The organism is Stenotrophomonas lactitubi (assembly GCF_002803515.1).
GTDB lineage: Bacteria > Pseudomonadota > Gammaproteobacteria > Xanthomonadales > Xanthomonadaceae > Stenotrophomonas > Stenotrophomonas lactitubi.
Genome location: NZ_PHQX01000002.1, coordinates 290,084 through 306,594, shown reverse-complemented (window position 1 = coordinate 306,594; position 16,511 = coordinate 290,084). Strand labels below are relative to the sequence as shown.

Annotated in this window: 12 protein-coding genes; 6 read left to right on the top strand and 6 right to left on the bottom strand. The window is 66.7% G+C overall.

The features are described 5' to 3' along the window. The first annotated feature begins 8 nt into the window (after positions 1–8). From CR156_RS20860 to CR156_RS23030, 3 genes are all read left to right on the top strand, one after another. Positions 9–1,619 carry a carboxyl transferase domain-containing protein gene (locus CR156_RS20860; RefSeq protein ID WP_100554410.1) on the top strand — a complete coding sequence of 537 codons (1,611 nt, stop codon included), beginning with the start codon at positions 9–11 and terminating at the stop codon, positions 1,617–1,619. A 26-nt stretch (positions 1,620–1,645) separates the two neighbouring features. Next, positions 1,646–3,628: an acetyl/propionyl/methylcrotonyl-CoA carboxylase subunit alpha gene (locus tag CR156_RS20855; RefSeq protein ID WP_100554409.1), complete on the top strand. Its 1,983-nt coding sequence runs from the start codon at positions 1,646–1,648 to the stop codon at positions 3,626–3,628. A 221-nt stretch (positions 3,629–3,849) separates the two neighbouring features. Next, positions 3,850–4,164 (top strand): NHLP-related RiPP peptide, encoded by a 315-nt coding sequence (locus tag CR156_RS23030; protein WP_165781032.1) that lies wholly within the window; start codon positions 3,850–3,852, stop codon positions 4,162–4,164. 24 nt (positions 4,165–4,188) lie between these two features. On the opposite strand, the gene CR156_RS20845 is transcribed toward CR156_RS23030, so the two are convergent. Continuing rightward, positions 4,189–5,346 (bottom strand): putative peptide maturation dehydrogenase, encoded by a 1,158-nt coding sequence (locus CR156_RS20845; protein ID WP_165781031.1) that lies wholly within the window; start codon positions 5,344–5,346, stop codon positions 4,189–4,191. Between the two features lie 147 nt (positions 5,347–5,493). On the opposite strand from CR156_RS20845, the gene CR156_RS20840 reads away from it, so the two are divergent. Beyond that, positions 5,494–5,790 (top strand): NHLP-related RiPP peptide, encoded by a 297-nt coding sequence (locus CR156_RS20840; RefSeq protein ID WP_100554406.1) that lies wholly within the window; start codon positions 5,494–5,496, stop codon positions 5,788–5,790. Positions 5,791–5,798: 8 nt separating this feature from the next. On the opposite strand, the gene CR156_RS20835 is transcribed toward CR156_RS20840, so the two are convergent. The 4 genes from CR156_RS20835 to aceB form a co-directional block, all read right to left on the bottom strand. Continuing rightward, positions 5,799–8,294 carry a putative peptide modification system cyclase gene (locus tag CR156_RS20835; RefSeq protein ID WP_207764225.1) on the bottom strand — a complete coding sequence of 832 codons (2,496 nt, stop codon included), beginning with the start codon at positions 8,292–8,294 and terminating at the stop codon, positions 5,799–5,801. Positions 8,295–8,309: 15 nt separating this feature from the next. Further along, positions 8,310–9,350 (bottom strand): GGDEF domain-containing protein, encoded by a 1,041-nt coding sequence (locus CR156_RS20830; protein ID WP_100554404.1) that lies wholly within the window; start codon positions 9,348–9,350, stop codon positions 8,310–8,312. A gap of 368 nt (positions 9,351–9,718) precedes the next feature. Beyond that, on the bottom strand, positions 9,719–11,020 hold the full coding sequence (aceA, locus tag CR156_RS20825) for an isocitrate lyase (RefSeq protein WP_100554403.1): 1,302 nt from the start codon (positions 11,018–11,020) through the stop codon (positions 9,719–9,721). Positions 11,021–11,089: 69 nt separating this feature from the next. Continuing rightward, complete coding sequence (gene aceB / locus CR156_RS20820; protein ID WP_100554402.1) at positions 11,090–12,727, bottom strand: malate synthase A; 1,638 nt, start codon at positions 12,725–12,727, stop codon at positions 11,090–11,092. 109 nt (positions 12,728–12,836) lie between these two features. On the opposite strand from aceB, the gene CR156_RS20815 reads away from it, so the two are divergent. Together CR156_RS20815 and CR156_RS20805 are read left to right on the top strand one after the other, a co-directional pair. Then, positions 12,837–13,805 (top strand): LysR family transcriptional regulator, encoded by a 969-nt coding sequence (locus CR156_RS20815; protein WP_089241546.1) that lies wholly within the window; start codon positions 12,837–12,839, stop codon positions 13,803–13,805. Between the two features lie 364 nt (positions 13,806–14,169). After that, positions 14,170–15,078 carry a LysR family transcriptional regulator gene (locus CR156_RS20805; protein WP_100554401.1) on the top strand — a complete coding sequence of 303 codons (909 nt, stop codon included), beginning with the start codon at positions 14,170–14,172 and terminating at the stop codon, positions 15,076–15,078. 82 nt (positions 15,079–15,160) lie between these two features. Here the strand turns inward: CR156_RS20805 and CR156_RS20800 are convergent, their stop codons facing one another. Then, the gene (locus tag CR156_RS20800; RefSeq protein ID WP_100554400.1) at positions 15,161–16,417 is read right to left on the bottom strand and encodes an MFS transporter; all 1,257 of its coding nucleotides are present in this window, start codon (positions 16,415–16,417) and stop codon (positions 15,161–15,163) included. Positions 16,418–16,511: the final 94 nt, after the last annotated feature.

Here is a 16,511-nt window from a genome sequence, read left to right as displayed (position 1 = left end):
GGCACCCCATGAGCATCCTAGGCAGCCAGCTGCAACCGGGCAGCGATACGTTTGAAAGCAACCGCGCGGCGATGCAGGCAGTAGTCGACGACCTGCACGCCACCCTCGCCCGCACCGCCCTTGGCGGCAGCGAAGCGGCGCGCGCCAAGCACACCGCACGCGGCAAGCTGCTGGTGCGCGACCGCATCGATGCCCTGCTCGATCCGGGCAGCGCCTTCCTGGAAATCGCGCCGCTGGCCGCGCACGGCATGTATGACGATGCCGTGCCCGCCGCTGGCGTGGTTGCCGGCATCGGCCGCGTGAGTGGCGTGGAGTGCGTGATCGTGGCCAACGATGCCACGGTCAAGGGCGGCACCTACTACCCGGTGACGGTGAAGAAGCATCTGCGCGCGCAGGAGATCGCCGAGCAGAACCACCTGCCGTGCATCTACCTGGTCGATTCCGGTGGCGCCTTCCTGCCGCTGCAGGATGAAGTGTTCCCCGACCGCGATCATTTCGGCCGCATCTTCTACAACCAGGCCAACCTGTCGGCGCAGGGCATTCCGCAGATCGCCTGCGTGATGGGCAGCTGCACCGCCGGTGGCGCCTATGTGCCGGCGATGAGCGACGAGACGGTGATCGTGCGCGAGCAGGGCACGATCTTCCTCGGTGGCCCGCCGCTGGTGAAGGCGGCTACCGGTGAAGTGGTGACGGCCGAAGAGCTGGGCGGTGCCGACGTGCACACGCGTATTTCCGGCGTGGCCGACCACATGGCCGACAACGACCTGCAGGCACTGGCACGGGTACGCGCGATCATCGCCCAGCTCAACTGGCGCAAGCCCGAAGCAGCGATGGCGCTGCAGCCGGTGGAAGAACCGCTGCTGCCGGCGCACGAACTGTACGGGGTGATCCCGGCCGATACGCGCAAGCCGTACGACGTGCGTGAGGTGATCGCGCGGCTGGTCGATGGTTCGCGTTTCGACGAGTTCAAGCCGCGCTATGGCGCCACCCTGGTGACCGGCTTCGCCCATCTGCATGGCTATCCGATCGGCATCATCGCCAACAACGGCATCCTGTTCTCCGAGTCCGCACTGAAGGGCGCGCACTTCATCGAGCTGTGCACCCAGCGCAACATTCCGCTGCTGTTCCTGCAGAACATCACCGGCTTCATGGTCGGTCGCAAGTACGAACAGGGCGGCATCGCCAAGGACGGCGCCAAGCTGGTGATGGCGGTGGCCTGCGCCAAGGTGCCCAAGTTCACCGTGGTGATCGGCGGCTCGTTCGGTGCCGGCAACTACGGCATGTGCGGCCGCGCGTACTCGCCCAACTTCCTGTGGATGTGGCCGAACGCACGCATCGGCGTGATGGGCGGCGAACAGGCGGCCAGCGTGCTGGCCACGGTCAAGCGTGATGGCATCGAAGCCAAGGGCGGGCAGTGGCCGGGCGAGGAAGAGGACGCGTTCAAGGCACCGATCCGCGACCAGTTCGAACAGCAGGGCCACCCGTATTACGCCAGTGCGCGGCTGTGGGACGACGGTGTGATCGATCCGGTCGATACCCGCCGGGTACTGGCCCTGGCCCTGTCGGCCAGCCTCAACGCTCCCCCGCAGCAGACGCGCTTCGGCGTGTTCCGCATGTGACCTGTGCCATGACCGAGTCTGTTGCCATGTTCAGCAAAGTCCTGATCGCCAACCGCGGCGAGATCGCCTGCCGCGTCATCGCCACCTGCCGCCGCCTCGGCATCGCCACCGTGGCGGTGTATTCCGATGCGGACCGCAATGCACGCCATGTGCGCCTGGCCGACGAGGCCATCCACATCGGCCCGGCCGCTGCGCGCGAGAGCTACCTGCGCAGCGATGCCATCCTCGACGCCGCACGCCGCACCGGCGCGCAGGCCATCCATCCCGGCTACGGCTTCCTGTCCGAGAACGCCGATTTCGCCGACGCCTGCGTCGCGGCGGGAATCACCTTCATCGGCCCGCCCGCCAGTGCGATCCGCGCGATGGGCGACAAGAGCGCGGCCAAGGCCTTGATGGCCAGGGCCGGCGTGCCGCTGACGCCGGGCTACCATGGCGACCAGCAGGCGCCGGAGTTCCTGCGCACCCAGGCCGATGGCATCGGCTACCCGGTGCTGATCAAGGCCAGCGCCGGCGGCGGCGGCAAGGGCATGCGCAAGGTCGAGCGCAGCGAGGACTTCGTCGATGCGCTGGCCAGCTGCCAGCGCGAGGCGGCCTCGGCGTTCGGCAACGACCACGTGCTGGTCGAGAAGTATGTCGAGCGCCCGCGCCACATCGAGATCCAGGTATTCGGCAGTGGTCATGGCGAGGCGGTGTATCTGTTCGAGCGCGACTGCTCGGTGCAGCGTCGCCACCAGAAGGTGCTGGAAGAAGCGCCGGCCCCGGGCATGAGTGCCGACCGCCGCGCCGCGATGGGCAAGGCCGCCGTCGATGCCGCGCGCGCGGTGGGCTACGTGGGTGCGGGCACGGTGGAGTTCATCGCCGGCCCGGACGGCGATTTCTACTTCATGGAAATGAACACCCGCCTGCAGGTCGAACATCCGGTCACCGAGTTCATCACCGGTACCGACCTGGTGGAATGGCAGCTGCGCGTTGCAGCCGGCCAGCCGCTGCCCAAGCGCCAGGACGAACTGACCATCCACGGCCATGCGCTCGAAGCGCGCTTGTACGCCGAAGATGCCGACCGTGGCTTCCTGCCGTCCACCGGCACCCTGCGCCGCCTGCGCCTGCCGACCCCGTCGGCGAACGTGCGGGTGGACACCGGTGTGGAGGAAGGCGACAGCATCACCCCGTACTACGATCCCATGATTGCCAAGCTGATCGTCTGGGACGTGGACCGCGACGCCGCGCTGCGGCGCATGAGCCAGGCCCTGGCCGACTGCCAGGTGGTGGGCGTGACCACCAATGCCGGCTTCCTGCGCCGCCTGCTGCACACCGATTCGTTCGCGAATGCAAAGCTGGATACCGCGCTGATCGAGCGTGAGCAGGCCGCACTGGCGGTGACCGGTGACGGTGAGCAGGCGCTGTGGGAACTGGCAGCGATCGCCGCGGTAGCAAGCACACCGGCCGCTGCCGCCGATGTGCGCGACCCGCATTCGCCGTGGCAGGCACAGGATGGCTGGCGGTTGGGCGCGCCTACCGCGCGTGTGGTGCCGCTGCAGCAGGGAGAGCGGGCGCACACGCTGAAGGTGTGGGTCACGGCCGATGGCTGGCGCGTGCAGTGCGATGACGCCGCACCGAAGCAGGTCGTCGGCCGTGCCGATGGCCACACCTTGTCGGTGCAGCTGGACGAGCGTCGCTGGCGTTTGCAGCTGCAGCGCGATGGCGATCAGCTGTACCTGTTCGGCGACGATGGCCAGCACCGCTTCACCCTGCACGATCCGGTGGGCGAATCTGAACAGGCCAGCGCCGACGCCGGCAGCCTGCTGGCACCGATGCCCGGCAGGATCGTGGCAACGCTGGTGGCGGCAGGCACGCAGGTGAAGCGCGGCACGCCGCTGGTGGTGCTGGAAGCGATGAAGATGGAGCACACCCTGCAGGCACCGGCCGATGGCACGGTGAAGGGTTATCGTGCCAAGGCCGGTGACCAGGTGGGTGATGGTGCGGTGCTGGTGGATTTCGAAGCGGTGTGATGAATGGTGAGCCGGGCGCAGCCCGGCTCACAAATCGTTGGGCGTCTTGCGCCTGCGGACCACAGACTGCCTTGCAGGGCGTCGCTTCGCGGACAACCTTCAACGCGCTGTCGTCGCGGCATATACAGTGCCTTGATCATTTCAGCACGTCGCCGCCTGCTGATAGTCTTCGTTTGCCGCTCTGCGGCGCATCCATCACTTCGGCTATCACAGGAGTCACCATGTACCGAAAGCCCCCGCTGTCCACCGACAACGCCGTACGCCTGCTCGATCTGCTGTGCGACGATGACGCGTTCCGCAACGAATTCTCCGTTGATCCCAGTGCAGCGTTGGTTCGACATGGCCTGCAGCCGATGGCGGGTGGCAGCCCGTGTGCAATCCATGGCGTGCTGGCCAGCAAGGAAGAGTTTTCCGCCGTCCGTTCCCAGCTGGTGGCATCGCTGATCTGCGGCGGCCCCTTCAATGTCCCCTTCATGTTCGAGTCGGAGCAGCTGGGTACGGTGCTGTCGCCGGCGGTGATGAAGCACGCGGCCTGACCCGGCTTCCGCAGTTCTGGCGGCTTACTCCCGCCAGACCTGCTGCAGCGGGTCGAATTCACTGGTGACCTGGGCGGCCGCGCGCCACCCCAGGCCACATATCATCACCGGGCTGGCGTCGATGCCATCCAGCCCCAGCGCCTTCTCCACGTTGATTTCGTTGATCGCCGCAGTCACGTACGCGGCCAGCCCAAGTTCGGTGGCTGACAGCATCCACTGTTGCGAAAGGTGCCCCGCATCAAGCAGCACGGCCCTGTAGGCCTTTGGATGGCTGCGGTATTTCCAGAAGCTGCGTGGGAAGCGTGCCACCTGGATGATGTGCAGCGGAGCGTCGGCGAACCAGTCCTGCCCGGAAACAAAACCCAGCACCATGCTGCGCAGGTCATCGGTGGCGACGGCGACCGATCGCAATGCGTGTTCCATCGGATGGTAGTGATAGACGCCTGGCGCAAGACCGTCGACAGCCAGGGCGACCACATAGGTTTCCAACGGATGCAGGCCGCCGCCGGAAGGAATGTTCTTCTTCAGGAATTCCATGCCGTCCCCCGGCCGCAGAGCAGCGTGTGCCTGCACGGTCCGCTTGAGCACCTGCGCCACCAGCGGAAGCGCCAGCGCACGCTGCGCATCGAAGTTGCGGCAGGTTGCACGCTTTCGCAGCAGCTGGTCACGCGCATCGTCAGGCGTATCGGGTAACACCAAGGGATCGGTATCGGGCGCGTCCACTGCGACGGGCGGCGCACCGAACCTGGCATGCAGATCCTGCGCCGTGACCAGCTTGTGTTCGCGCATCTCACGCGCGCTGTTGATATCTCCCCAGCGACCCATCCGGTGCTGCAGCGCCGACAGAGGCCACCAGTTGGCGTCGCGCACCCGCTGGTCGCGGTCCCGATGCGCCGCCCCACCAGGCTCCTGACTGATCACCAGACCGATCTCCAGCAGCCGTGCCAGCACGGCGCCTTCGATGCCGACCTGTGCAGGCTCCACCCAGTGATCAGACGCGATGCGGCCCAGTACGTCGACTTCCTCGATGCTCACCTCCACGGGTGCCTCCAGGTGGGCAGCAAGGGCCTGCCAATGCATGCGCGTGGCCAGGCCCGCCTGGCCCTGCAGCAGCAGGGAGAGGTCCAGCGAGACTTCGCTGCGGGGTTCGAACATCACGATCGCGCAACGTCGGATCTGCATCATTGGTCTTCCACCAGTTGAACCCATAGTATGCGGGTTGCCCACACCCGCCGCGGTACTGCGGCCGTGTTCGTGTGCAATGCACACGTCGCCCTAAATGCCGAGCGCTGGTGGCCGATACCGTAGGTTCTACTCTGGATGATCGACATGGCTACCGACCCCCGCCTTTCCGCTGAAGACGCCGGCGTACTGCTGGACAACCTCATCAACGATGCCGCGTTCCGCGAACGATTCGCCGAATCACCGGCTCAGGCCCTCTCCAGCATCGGCCTGGACGCCGCCTTGGGTGAGAAGGACTGCATGAAGATCGACTCGCTCGCCTCGGTGGAAGAACTCACCCGCGTTCGTGACGGCCTGCAGAAGTACCTGGCCAGCTCGCTGACCGCGATGAATGTGGTGTTCTGCTTCGAAGCCGGCAAAGTCGACGAGCGCATCGGCGGCTGATTACTGCCTCAGGGCGCGCCGACCGCTTTGGACGGTGCGGCCCAGGTCGATACATCGTGCACGTTCAGCGGCTGCCAGACCTGCATCGCCGTGACTTCGGCTATGGCCTGACCACGGTGACGGGCCAGCCATTCCTGTTCGCGGTGCACGCCGGCGTCATCGCTCTGCGCCCGTAGCGCATGCAGCAGTACCACGTGCGCCTGCACCGGTTCACTGCCATCGAGCATCGGCTCGATCAGCGCGCGCGCGGCGTCAGGCCGTTGTCCCTGCAGTTCGCCCATCGCTGCAACCACGCGCATCCATTTACCGACCATCGGGCTGCGCTGGGCGCGCAGCAGCGCCTCGTTGGCATGCAGCCAGCCTTCGGCGACATCGGTCTGTCCCTGCCGCTGAGCCAGATAGACAAGGGCCAGCCACTGCAGGCTGCGGGCCTGCTGCATGGGATCGTCGCGATCTTCCAGCAGCGGCTGCAGCTGCGCTGCGATGGCCTGCAGCTCGGCTTTGTCGCCCGCCGCGCACAACGTGGTCACACTGGCGTGCTGCAATCGCTGTTGCACCTGCATGTCCGCAAGCTCAGGTGCCGGCGCGTCCTCGCGCACGGCCGCCTGCATCGACGCGCAATCACCCTGGTCAGCGGCCAGCAGCAGCTGTGCACGCAGCCGCATACGCTGCGCCAGCGCATCACCGGTGCGCAGCTTCACCAGCAGCTGTCCGGCCTGCACATAACGGCGCTGCGCCACCAACACATCGACCCCCGTGTCATCGGGATCATCGCGGCCGCGCAGCCCTTGTGCCTGCACCAGCGTTTCGGCGGCGAGCTGCGGTTGGTTGTGCGCGATCTGGATGCGTGCCAGCTGCACCATCGGATACAGCCGCAGCGGATCCTGCGGTACGGACGCCGCATGGGCGTAGGATTCGGCTTCGCTGAAACGATTGTCCTGCAGCAGCAGCCAGGTCGTGTTGGACAACCCGGCAAAGGAATCGGGATAGACCTTGGCCAGGGTCCGCCATTGTTCAAGGGCCCAGCCACCCGGCTCCAGCTCCGCCTGCCAGGCCTTCAGGTACAGGCGCTCGCGCGGTGGCAGGCGCTCCTGCTGGGCGAGCGCGTGCTGCATCGCCTCGCGGGCTTGCCGCCCCTCTTCAGTACGGGCCAGCAGCTTGGCCACGCCCATGTAAGCCAGCGCGAAACCGGGATCGATGTCGATCGCCGCCTGGTAAAGATTGCGTGCTTCCTCGAAGCGGCGCTGGCCCAGGGCATTCTCGGCCAGGGCATAGGCGCGCAGGGCGCGCAGGTCGCGGGTGGAGGCCTTCGGCAGCGGCAGGGACTGTTCCAGGCTGGCAACCGATTCGCCGAGGCCGCGGCGCAGACGACCGACGACATCGTCCACCGCGAACATCATCTGGTCAGGGCCGTCGGCGGCGACGGTGAAGCTGCGCACCACCTGCCCGCTGCCGGGCGCCACCACATCGATTCCCAGCTGATAGCCCCCTGCTTTGGGGCGAACAGTGGGTAACAGCACCGCCCGTGCACCTTCGCGCATGGCCACATCGATGGCTGCACCGCGGTTCAAGCGGGTATCCCCGGACAAGCGCGCCATTTCCAGGCTTTCGCGGATCTTGCCTTCGGACAGCACATTCACGTAGCGCGATTGTTCCAGTGCGATCAGGATCGCGTGGCGTGTCGATTCATCGAACACCGGCTCACCTGTGAAATTCTCAAGATCGGCCAGCACCACCCAATCGCGCTCTGAAAATGCAATTGCCGGCTCCGGGCGCAGCAGGAACCATCCCCCCACCACGACAGACGCCAGGATCAGGCTTTCCGCCAGCAGCACCACCGGCTGCCGCCACAACGGCAGATCACGCCGTGCCTTGGCGTTGGCGCGCGGCAGGCGCAGCGGAGCAAAGCCGATCTCGCCAACTTCAATCACTTCCTGGACGGTCGGCATGCCTTTGAACCGCCAACGCCCGTGCGACTTCCACAGCAGGCGTTCGCCGCGCTCGCCCAGGGCATCCGTGGCACGTCGGGTCAGCGACTCGGCAACCGCCGACATCAGGATCTGGCCAGGACGCGCCAGGGTCATCAGGCGCGCGGCCATCGGCTTGGCCAGGCCTTCGACTTCCATCGACTTGGCGCCGACCTTGACCGCTTCGGGACTGTTTTCCCAGGTCAGCACATCACCCACATGCAGGCCCGCCCGTGCACGCAGTTCAACCCTGCGCTGTTCGCCAAGTGCCTGCAGGTCGCGTTGGTAATCCAGTGCAAACCCGAGTGCATCCACCGGGCGTTCGAACAGCAGGAACAGACCATCCGAACGGTCGATCAGCTGCCCGTTCCAGCGATGCTGCAACACCAGCACCAGACGGTCGTGTTCCTGGAACAGGGTGGCTGCGGCGGCGTCACCGATACGCTCCACCAACTGCAGCGAATCGCACAGGTCGGTGAACAGCAGCGCCCGCAGTTGGGCGTTATGCGGGGTCGACGTTCCGTTGTCGCCATTCATCGCCTGGATCTCCGCTCATTGTCCATCCGGACCATCGGTCCACCGCAGGCAGTTGCCGCCTGCGCGCTTGGCTTGGTACAGCGCACGATCGGCGCGAGCGTACCACTCGCTCCAGTCCGCGTCAGGGGCCAGCAGGCTGGCCCCGATGCTGGCCAGACTCACGTGCGGGGTGCCATGGCTGCGCTCGAGCAGGCCGTGCACCGCGCTGAGGATGAACTCGGCGGCGTGCTGCACGATCTCGGTGTTGCCCCGGCGCAGGATCAGGCAGAACTCGTCGCCGCCCAGACGGCAGGCCAGGTCATGTTCACCGGCCATCGAGCGCAGGATGTTGCCCATGCTCTGCAGCACCCGGTCACCGGCCTGGTGGCCATGGCGGTCGTTGATCTGCTTGAACCGGTCGCAGTCGATCAGCAGCAATGCCTGCGGAGGCCCTTCTTCCTGCGTGTGGCATTCCTGCAGGTACAGGGCCAGGCCGCGGCGGTTGTGCAGGCCGGTCAGTTCGTCGGTGCGCACCAGCTCACGCGTGTGGGTCAGCTGGTGGGTGGTGATGTACAGGTTGTCCAGCGCGGCTTCCAGGTCATGGTTGCGCCGCCGCAGCTGGCTGATCAGGGCCTGCTCGTTGGTCAGCACGCGCAGGATCGTGCGTCGCAGGAAGTAGGCCACCAGGCCCGGGTCGGACTCGACCAGGCGATGGAAATCCGCCGGCCCCAGTTCCAGCACGTGGCAGTCGGCCATCACCCGCGCGCTGGCGCTGCGCAGATGGTCGCCCATCAACAGGCCGAGCTCACCGAAAAATTCATGCCGGCCGAGCGTCTTGAGCACCAGGTCCTCGCCGAAATCCAGCTCGATCAGGCCTTCGAGGATGATGTACATGCACTCGCCGCGGTGGCCGCGATGGAACAGCCACTGGCCCGCCTGCAGCCTGCAGGGCTGGGCGAACCGGGCGAACAGGGCAACCTCTTCTTCGGAGAGCAGCGCGTGCACGATCTCGGCCATCGCCACCTTGGCGATACCGGTTGTCGTGTCGATGTTCTCGGCCGCACCCCTGCCGGTCATTCCCTGCACCCGCCGCCAGCGTCCCCTGGTGAGCCGCGGAGCATATCAGTGAATCAAACTGTGCGCCGCTTCTCATTTTTGTGAAGACGCAGCGCTCTGCCTCATCCACAGGGAAATGCCCCATTCACGCGTATTGGTGGCAGAGGGAAAGCAAGCCATTTCAATATCTTGGCGTGGCCGCGACGCCGATTGTCGCAGCGGCCACAGATACAACGACGCCGGCAGATCCCCCGATCTGCCGGCGTCGTCTGGCCCTTCCCTGGCCACCCTGATCGGATCCGCAGCCCCGGTAGAGCCGGCCGCTGGCCGGCTGCCACGCAGCGCCCGGAGCATCGTGTGGTTGCCGGCCAGCGGCCGGCACCACCGGATCACGCGGCGCGTTCGCTGCGCTCGCCGTGGAACTGCTCTTCCTCGGTCGAGCCGGTCAGCGCGGTGGTCGAGGACTGCCCCTGCTGGATGGCCTGGGTCACCGCATCGAAGTAGCCGGTGCCGACCTCGCGCTGGTGCTTGACCGCGGTGAAGCCACGCTCGGCCGCTTCGAACTCGGCTTCCTGCAGCTCCACGAAGGCGCTCATCTGCCGGCGCGCATAGCCATGGGCCAGGTTGAACATGCCGTAGTTCAGCGCATGGAAACCGGCCAGGGTGATGAACTGGAACTTGTAGCCGTAGCTGCCCAGCTCCTTCTGGAACTTGGCGATGGTGGCGTCGTCCAGGTTCTTCTTCCAGTTGAAGCTGGGCGAGCAGTTGTAGGCCAGCAGCTTGCCCGGGAACTTCGCATGGATCGCCTCAGCGAATTTCCGCGCGAATTCCAGGTCCGGCTTGCCGGTCTCGCACCACACCAGATCGGCATAGGGCGCGTACGCCAGGCCACGGCTGATGGCCTGGTCCAGGCCGTTGCGGGTCTTGTAGAAGCCTTCCACGGTGCGCTCGCCGGTAGCGAACGGCGTGTCGTTGCCATCGATGTCGCTGGTCAGCAGGTCGGCGGCTTCCGCATCGGTACGCGCCACCAGCAGGGTCGGCACGCCCAGCACGTCGGCGGCCAGGCGCGCGGCGTTGAGCTTCTCGATCGCCTCGCGGGTCGGCACCAGCACCTTGCCGCCCATGTGGCCGCACTTCTTCACCGAGGCCAGCTGGTCTTCGAAGTGCACGCCGGCAGCACCGGCTTCGATCATCGCCTTCATCAGTTCGAAGGCGTTGAGCACGCCGCCGAAACCGGCTTCGGCGTCGGCCACGATCGGCTGCAGGAAGTCGATGTCATCCTTGCCTTCGGCATGGTGCAGCTGGTCGGCACGCAGCAGCGTGTTGTTGATGCGCTTGACCACCGCCGGCACCGAATCGGCCGGATACAGCGACTGGTCCGGGTACATCTGACCGGCCAGGTTGGCATCGGCCGCCACCTGCCAACCGGACAGGTAGATCGCCTTCAGCCCGGCCTTCACCTGCTGCATGGCCTGGTTGCCGGTCAGCGCGCCGAGCGCGTTGACGAAGTCGCGCTCATGCAGCGATTTCCACAGCTTTTCCGCACCCAGCCGGGCCAGCGAATGCTCGATATGGACGGTGCCGCGCAGGCGCACCACGTCGGCGGCGCTGTAGTTGCGCTGGATGCCTTCCCAGCGCGGATTGGTGTCCCAGTCGTGCTGGATCTGTTCGGCAGTGGGCAGCGTGCTCATGTCTATCTCCAGTTCGGTTCGTGCGGATGCAGCGGGGAAGGAAGCGGCGAGGAAAGTGGCGTGCAGCGATCAGTCGATGCGCGCGTACGCCGGCAGGGTCAGGAAATCGGTCAGTTCGTTGCTGCGGCTCAGCTCGGCCAGCAGGGTGATGGCTTCTTCGATGCGGCCGCCACCGGGCAGCGCCGAGGTATCGCCAAGGCGCGCGGGCAGCTGCGCCAGGGTGGTATCGAGCAGTGCCAGATCAATCGCGGTGCCGTCGTCCAGCTGCTGGCCCGGCGTGTGCAGCCACTGCCACAGCTGGCTGCGGCTGATCTCGGCGGTCGCTGCGTCCTCCATCAGGTGGTGGATCGGCACGCAGCCGTTGCCGTCCAGCCACGCGGCCAGGTAGCGCACGCAGACTTCGACATTGCCTTCGAAGCCGGCGCGGGTGATCGTGCCCGGCGGACGCGCAATCAGTTCATCGCGGCCCACGCGCACGTCCTGGCGCAGCACGTGGTGCTGGTTGGGCGTGGGCATGTGTTCGTCGAAGATCGCCATCGCCACCGGAATCAGCGCGGGGTGCGCGACCCACGTGCCATCGTGGCCGGCGGTCACTTCGCGCAGCTTGTCGGCACGCACCCGCGCCATCGCCTGCTCGTTGGCGGCCGCATCGTTGTTGATCGGAATCTGCGCGGCCATGCCACCCATCGCATGTGCGCCGCGGCGATGGCAGGTCTGGATCAGCAGTTCCGAATAGGCCTTCAGGAACGGCTGGGTCATGGTCACCTGGCCACGCTCGGGCAGCACGCGGTCAGCGTGGCGGCGGAAGGTCTTCAGGTACGAGAAGATGTAATCCCAGCGCCCACAGTTGAGGCCGACGATGCGATCGCGCAGGGCATGCAGGATCTCGTCCATCTCGAACACTGCCGGCAGCGTTTCGATCAGCACGGTCACCTTGATCTGCCCGTGCGGCAGGCCGAGCATGCCTTCGATGTGCGACAGCGCGGTCTCCCACAGCGCCGCCTCTTCCATGCTCTGCAGCTTGGGCAGATAGAAGTACGGGCCGCGATCCCTGGACTGCAGCGCGCGCGCATTGTGGAAGGCGAACACCGCCGCATCGAACAGGCCGCCGGCGAGGAACTGGCCATCGACGCGCACATGCTTTTCGTCCAGGTGCCAGCCGCGCGGACGCACGATCAGCACCGCCTGCTCGTCGTAGGGGCGCAGCGCGTAGTGCTTGCCCGCCTTGCCGTTGGACGCCGGTGCGGTGTACTGCAGGTCGCCGCGCACCGCGGCAGCCAGCGATTGCTGACCGGCCAGCAGGTTGCGCCAGGTCGGCGAGGTCGAATCCTCGAAGTCGGCCATGAACACCTTGGCGCCGGAGTTCAGCGCGTTGATGACCATCTTCGGGTCGGTCGGCCCGGTAATCTCGACGCGGCGGTCCTGCAGCGCGGCCGGCAGCGGCGCCACGACCCAGTCACCGCTGCGGATCGCGGTGGTGTCCTGGCGGAAGTCCGGCAGGCCACCCTGGTCGAAGAACGCCTGACGCTCGCGGCGGGCCTGCAGCCGCGCCTGCCGGCCGGGTTCCACTGCCCGGTGCAGGGACACCAGCAGGGCCAGCAACGGCGCCGGCAGCACGGTGGCCTGGCCCGCCACCTGGGTCGCCAGGGCGATGCCCGGCGTGGCCTTGGCGGCGGTGGAGGGAACAGCGGAAGCGACGGCGGACATGGGAGGACTCCAGCGTGGGGGAACGACTCCACCGTGCCGCCGCAGCCCTGTATTTGGCAAAACAGTTTTTGCAATGCTTTACATAAATTGTGCTAATACTTGTGACGCCATGACCACGCGTCCCTCGCCAAGCCCCCGTTTTTCCTACAAATCCGATCGGCTGAAGCCGCTGCGCGCGTTCTGTCAGACCGTGCGTCTGGGCTCGGTCTCACGGGCGGCTGAGGCGCTTTTCGTCAGCCAACCGGCCATCAGCCTGCAGTTGCAGGCGCTGGAGCGCGAACTGGGGGTGCCGCTGTTCGAGCGCAGCGGCCGGCGCCTGGTGCCCAGCCGCGAGGGCCAGCTGCTGTATGAAATGGCACAGCCGCTGGTGGAGAGCCTGGACGGCCTGGAAGCGCGCTTCCGCGACAAGGTGCGCGGACTGGACGCGGGCGAACTGAACATCGCCGCCAACAGCTCGACCATCCTGTACCTGCTGCCGAAGATCGTCGAACGCTTCCGCCAGCATTACCCCGACGTACGCCTGACCCTGCACAACGCCATCAGCGCCGACGGCACCGACCTGCTGCGCGAGGATGCCGCCGATCTGGCGATCGGCTCGATGACCGATGTGCCGGCCGACCTCAGCTACGCCCCGGCCTACCGTTTCGAACAGGTGCTGATCGCCCCGCATGACCATCCGCTGGCCAGCGGTGGCGAGCTGGAACTGGCCGACATCGCCCGTTACCCGCTGGTGCTGCCGCCGAAGCGGCAGATCACTTACCGGCTGGTCGACCAGGTGTTCCAGCGCCACCGCATCGCCTACACGGTTGCGCTGGAAGTGGGCGGCTGGGAAGTGATCAAGCAGTACGTGGCGATGGGCATGGGCATTTCCATCGTGCCGGCGCTGTGCCTGAACGATGCCGACCACGAGCGGTTGGCCGCACGCTCGATGAAGCGTTGGTTCCCCGAACGCAGTTACGGGGTGATCGTGCGCCGCGGCAAGGCGCTGTCGGCGCAGGCGCGGGCGTTTGTCGAGCTGATCCAGCCGGAGTTGTTCAGTCCGCGCGATTACGACCAGAGCGGGCATTCGGAACGGTGAGGGGTGTTCGGCAGGGCTGCGCCCTGCACCTGCCGAAGCAACGGCAACGGCAACAGCCTGCATTCCGTGGATGGCGGGTCGGTGTGGGTGGGCAGGACACGCCGTAAACCCGTCCATGGGGGCTCGATGGCGCCATCCATGGCGCCAACGGTCCTGCCCACCCACACCGCCCCGCCTCTGACAGATTTGCGCGATCTGTCGGGGGTCGGATCCCGTTGCTGCGCAACGGGCGCTGACCCCTGCATCGTTCTGTGCTGCTGTTGGTAGGTGTCGACCTTGGTCGACACGGTAGATCCACGCCATGCGTGGATGACGTACGAATGATCTGGGCCCATTTGTGGCTGGCGATGCATAGACTGGGCGCATGTCCATCGAACTCCGCCATCTGCGTTACTTCCTCGCCGTTGCCGATACGCTGCACTTTGGCCAGGCGGCCGAGCGGTTGGGGATGTCGCAGCCGCCGCTCAGCCAGCAGATCCGGCAGCTGGAGGAGCTGATCGGTGCGCGGTTGTTCGTGCGCAGCCATCGACGTGTGCAGCTGACGGCTGCGGGGGAACTGCTGCAGGAACGTGCGCGCGGCATCGTGCAGCAGGTGGAATCGGCGGTGGATGAAGTGCAGCGCGCGCAGCGTGGCGAGCAGGGTGAGCTGCGTATCGGCCTGACCCGGGCTACGCCGTTGTCGCCACAGATTCCACGTTCGATCCTGCAGTACCGTCAGCAGTACCCGCAGGTGCGGTTGCAGCTGAGCGAGATGAATACCCTGCAACAGATCGATGCGCTGCTAGATGGTTCACTGGACGTGGGCATCATCCGCAAGCGCACGCTGCCGGCCGAGCTGGTGGCGCACAGCCTGTTCGTCGATCCACTGGCGTTGATCGTGCATGCCGGCCACCCTGCCCTGCGCCGACTGTCGAAAGGCGGCACGCTGGCGTTGCGTGACTTGGCGCAGGAACCATTCGTGGCATTCCGCCGCAGCGCCGGGGCGGGCATCCATGACCACATGATCGCGCTGTGTGCGGCGGCGGGCTTCACTCCACGCATCGTGCAGGAGGCCGGTGAGGCGTCGACGCTGATCAGCCTGGCTGCAGCGGGACTGGGTGCGGCGATCCTGCCTTCGTCGTGCGACCACATCCGGGTGGAAGGTGCGCGCTTCGTGCCGCTGGCCGATGCCGGCGCGCATTCGGAAGTGCAGCTGGCGTGGCGCCGCGAGGGTGTGACGCCGTTGATCCGCAATTTCGCCGGGCTGCTGCGCGAGGCGTTTGCCGAAGAATGAGGTGCATCGCACCCGGTAGTGGCCAACCGTGGTTGGCCCAGGGGCACAACGCCGACCAAGGTCGGCATCTACCGGAGCAGGATCAGGCCGTCACCGGCTGCGGCGCGCGCTGCTGCAGCGCCCAGACGATGCCACCGCCGATCAGGGTCAGCAGCGCGGCGAACGCGCACACGCCCAGCCAGTCCCACGCGGCATAGGCCAGGCCGCCCACGCCGCCCAGCACGCTGGAACCCAGGTAATAAGCGAACAGGTACAGCGCCGACGCTTCCGCTCGCATCGAACCGGCGCGGCTGCCGACCCAGCTGCTGGCCACCGAATGGCCACCGAAGAAACCGAACGTCACCAGCGCGATGCCCACGGCCATCGCCGACAGCCACGGCATCGCCAGCAGCACGATGCCGGCGGCGATCAGGCCGAAGGAGATCGACAGGATGCGGCCGCGCCCATAGCGCGTCGCCTGCTGGCCCATCCACGCCGAACTGAAGGTACCGACGAGGTACACGCTGAAGATCAACCCGACCACGGTCTGGCTGAGGTGGTACGGCGGCGCCAGCAGGTGGTAACCGAGGTAGTTGTAGAGGGTGACGAACACGCCCATAAGCACGAACGAGGTGGCGAACAACCACGGCAGGCCAGGATCGGCGAACAGCGTGCGCCAGCGCGCGGGCAACTGGCGCAGGCCACTGCGGCTCGCCTGGAAGTGGCGCGACGGCGGCAGCTGCAGCCACAGCAGCACGGTGCTGGCCACGGCGATGATCGAGACCACGCCGATGCCCCAGCGCCAGCCCCAATGGTCGGCGATGATGCCCGCCAGCAGGCGCCCGCTCATGCCACCGATGGCATTGCCGCCGATGTACAGGCCCATCGCCAGGCCCAGCGCGCGGCTGTCCATCTCTTCGACCAGATAGGTCATCGCCACTGCCGGTACGCCGCTCAGCGCCAGCCCCAGCAGGGTGCGCAGCACCAGCAGGGTGGCCCAGTCATCGACCAGGGCCGTGCAAAGCGACAACGTGGCCGAGGCCAGCAATGCAACGATCATCAGCGGGCGCCGGCCAACCGCATCGGACAGCAGGCCGGCCAGCAGCATGGCCACGGCCAGGGTGCCGGTGGTCAGCGACAGCGACATCGCGCTGCCCGCAGCGGACACGCCGAAGTGGCGGCTGAACTCGGGCAGCAGCGGCTGCACCGTGTACAGCAGGCCGAAGGTCGAAAAGCCGGCCAGGAACAGTGCCAGCGCGGTGCGGCGGAAGGCCGGCGTTCCCTGCTGGATGCGGGTGTCGGCGGCAGCGTGGTCAGTACGGAAACGGTCGGCAAGGGCCGCCGGGGATTCGCCAGTCATGGGGGGCGGTGGGCCGTGGGGGCGGCCGGAATGGAGGGGACGGGCCTCAGACTAGGCCCGTCCATCCAGTCGATCCATAACCTGCTAGGTCAGG

What these genes read in the sequence shown, in the direction of transcription:
- CR156_RS20860 (WP_100554410.1), top strand. Translation starts at nt 9, where the DNA reads ATGAGCATCCTAGGCAGCCAGCTGCAACCGGGCAGCGATACGTTTGAA.
- CR156_RS20855 (WP_100554409.1), top strand. Translation starts at nt 1,646, where the DNA reads ATGTTCAGCAAAGTCCTGATCGCCAACCGCGGCGAGATCGCCTGCCGC.
- CR156_RS23030 (WP_165781032.1), top strand. Translation starts at nt 3,850, where the DNA reads ATGTACCGAAAGCCCCCGCTGTCCACCGACAACGCCGTACGCCTGCTC.
- CR156_RS20845 (WP_165781031.1), bottom strand. Translation starts at nt 5,346, where the DNA reads ATGCAGATCCGACGTTGCGCGATCGTGATGTTCGAACCCCGCAGCGAA.
- CR156_RS20840 (WP_100554406.1), top strand. Translation starts at nt 5,494, where the DNA reads ATGGCTACCGACCCCCGCCTTTCCGCTGAAGACGCCGGCGTACTGCTG.
- CR156_RS20835 (WP_207764225.1), bottom strand. Translation starts at nt 8,294, where the DNA reads ATGAATGGCGACAACGGAACGTCGACCCCGCATAACGCCCAACTGCGG.
- CR156_RS20830 (WP_100554404.1), bottom strand. Translation starts at nt 9,350, where the DNA reads ATGACCGGCAGGGGTGCGGCCGAGAACATCGACACGACAACCGGTATC.
- aceA (WP_100554403.1), bottom strand. Translation starts at nt 11,020, where the DNA reads ATGAGCACGCTGCCCACTGCCGAACAGATCCAGCACGACTGGGACACC.
- aceB (WP_100554402.1), bottom strand. Translation starts at nt 12,727, where the DNA reads ATGTCCGCCGTCGCTTCCGCTGTTCCCTCCACCGCCGCCAAGGCCACG.
- CR156_RS20815 (WP_089241546.1), top strand. Translation starts at nt 12,837, where the DNA reads ATGACCACGCGTCCCTCGCCAAGCCCCCGTTTTTCCTACAAATCCGAT.
- CR156_RS20805 (WP_100554401.1), top strand. Translation starts at nt 14,170, where the DNA reads ATGTCCATCGAACTCCGCCATCTGCGTTACTTCCTCGCCGTTGCCGAT.
- CR156_RS20800 (WP_100554400.1), bottom strand. Translation starts at nt 16,417, where the DNA reads ATGACTGGCGAATCCCCGGCGGCCCTTGCCGACCGTTTCCGTACTGAC.